Annotated in this window: 3 protein-coding genes; 2 read left to right on the forward strand and 1 reads right to left on the reverse strand. The window is 76.5% G+C overall.

Features of this window, described 5'->3' with window-relative positions:
• Window positions 1–84 precede the first annotated feature (84 nt).
• Together E0D90_RS25315 and E0D90_RS25320 are read left to right on the forward strand one after the other, a co-directional pair.
• Entirely contained in the window at window positions 85–375 is a 291-nt protein-coding gene (locus E0D90_RS25315) for a type B 50S ribosomal protein L31 (RefSeq protein ID WP_103504743.1), read from the forward strand.
• Window positions 375–1,517 (forward strand): CobW family GTP-binding protein, encoded by a 1,143-nt coding sequence (locus tag E0D90_RS25320; protein ID WP_130800245.1) that lies wholly within the window; start codon window positions 375–377, stop codon window positions 1,515–1,517. Before E0D90_RS25315 ends, E0D90_RS25320 begins: the two co-directional genes overlap by 1 nt.
• A gap of 64 nt (window positions 1,518–1,581) precedes the next feature.
• Here the strand turns inward: E0D90_RS25320 and E0D90_RS26905 are convergent.
• Window positions 1,582–1,910, reverse strand: a 329-nt coding sequence (locus E0D90_RS26905) for a trypsin-like serine peptidase (protein ID WP_498072972.1), incomplete at its 5' end; no start/stop codon positions are given.

Here is a 1,910-nt window from a genome sequence, read left to right on the forward strand (position 1 = left end):
CCCCGCACCACCCACCCCCGCCCCACGCGCGGCCGGCCCCGGCCGTCCGCGCCCGGGGCCCCAGCAGAGAGGCAGCACCGAGCCATGCAGCCAGATATCCACCCCGCGTACGGACCGGTGGTCTTCCGCGACCGGTCCGCCGGCTTCGCCTTCCTGACCCGCTCCACGCTCTCCGCCCGCGCGGCCGGAGACGGGGCCGGGGACGGCGCCCGCACCGAGACGATCGAGTGGGAGGACGGCAACACCTACCCGGTCGTCGACGTCGAGGTCTCCTCGGCGAGCCACCCCTTCTACACCGGCACCGCCCGCGTCATGGACACCGAAGGCCGCGTCGAGCGGTTCAACCGCCGGTACGAGCGGAGCGGTGCCCGCTGATGCTGCCCGTGGTGATCCTCGCCGGCATGCACGCCGACGCCCGGCACACCGTGACGGAGGCGCTGCTGCGCGCCGTGCCGGGCGCCGTCGCCCTGCACCACGACCTGACGACGGCGACCGGACGGACCGTCACCAGCACCCTGCGCGACGCCGGTGGCATCACCGGCTCCCGCGAGGTCGGCCTGGTCAACGACTGCGCCTGCTGCGCGCTCCGCGACGACCTGGTTCCCGAACTGGAACGGCTCGCGGCCTGCGGGACCCACCCCCTCGCCGTCGTCGAGCTCTGGGACTCGGTGGAGCCCCAGTCGATGGCCGAGGTGATCCAGGCGCACGCCTCGGACCGCGTCCGGCTGCAGGGCGTGGTCACCGCCATCGATCCGGCGCTGGTGCTGCCCTGCCTGGCCAACGGCGACGGCCTCGCCGAGTGCGGCCTCGGCGCGGCCCCGGGCGACCAGCGGACGGTGGCGGACGCCTTCGCCCGCCAGCTGGAGTACGCGCCGGTGCTGGCCCTGGCCGAGGGCCGCGAACCGGCGGACGCGACCGACTACGCGCTGCTGGCGCAGCTCCACCCGACCGCCCGGCTGGTGCGGCCCGGCGAGAGCGGCTTCCTGGCGGCCCTGGCCCCCGGGTTCGACACCGCCGCCGCGGCCGCCCGCCAGCACCCCGCCTGCGCGCTGCTGCCGCACGAGGCGTGCGAGCACGGCGTGACCACCACGGTGTGGCGGGCGCGGCGGCCGTTCCATCCGGGGAGGCTCTACGCCGCGCTGGAGGATCTGGTCTGCGTGGCGGTGCGCAGCCGGGGGCGGTTCTGGCTGGCGGACCGCCACGACACCCTGGTCTCGTGGGACTGCGCGGGCGGGGCCCTGGCGGTCGAGGGAGCCGGTCCCTGGCTGGCTTCGCTGCCGGACGCCGCCTGGGAGCTGGTCCCGGCGGAGCGGCGGGCGGCGGCGTCGCTGGACTGGGACCCGGTACACGGCGACCGTGGCCAGCACCTGGTGTTCACGGCGCCGGACCTGCCGGCGGAGCAGCTGCGCGGGCTGCTGGACTCCTGCCTGCTCTCCGACGCGGAGTACGCGGCGGGACCGTCGGCGTGGGCGTCCTACCGCTCCGACTTCGACGCGTTCCTGGCGCCGGCCGGCTGAGCCAGGCCGGAGGGGGCCGTCGACAGCTCCGCCGCCGACAGCTCCGCCGCCGCCGACCGGGCGCTCAGGGGCTGCCGGCCGGGAGGCCACCGGCCGCCCGGTCGTACAGTTCCCGGGCCTCCGGCGGGTAGGGGCGGCCGACGATCTCACCGTGGCCGGTGGCGGCCGAGGTGACACCGACGACCGTGCCCGCCTGTCCCTCGCGGTCGAAGTGCTGGAGCCACGGTCCGCCGCTGGCGCCGCGGGTCAGTCCGCACTCCTCCAGCAGCAGTCCGCCGACGTTGGCCTCGGCCGCGTCACCCGGACCGAGGACCCTGGTCGGGCCCGCGCAGTAGTAGGGCCGTTCACCGTCGTAGGGGTGTGCGGCGGCGTAGCCGATGGCGGTGACGGGGT

This window comes from Streptomyces otsuchiensis, from assembly GCF_004305975.1.
Classification (GTDB): domain Bacteria; phylum Actinomycetota; class Actinomycetes; order Streptomycetales; family Streptomycetaceae; genus Streptomyces; species Streptomyces otsuchiensis.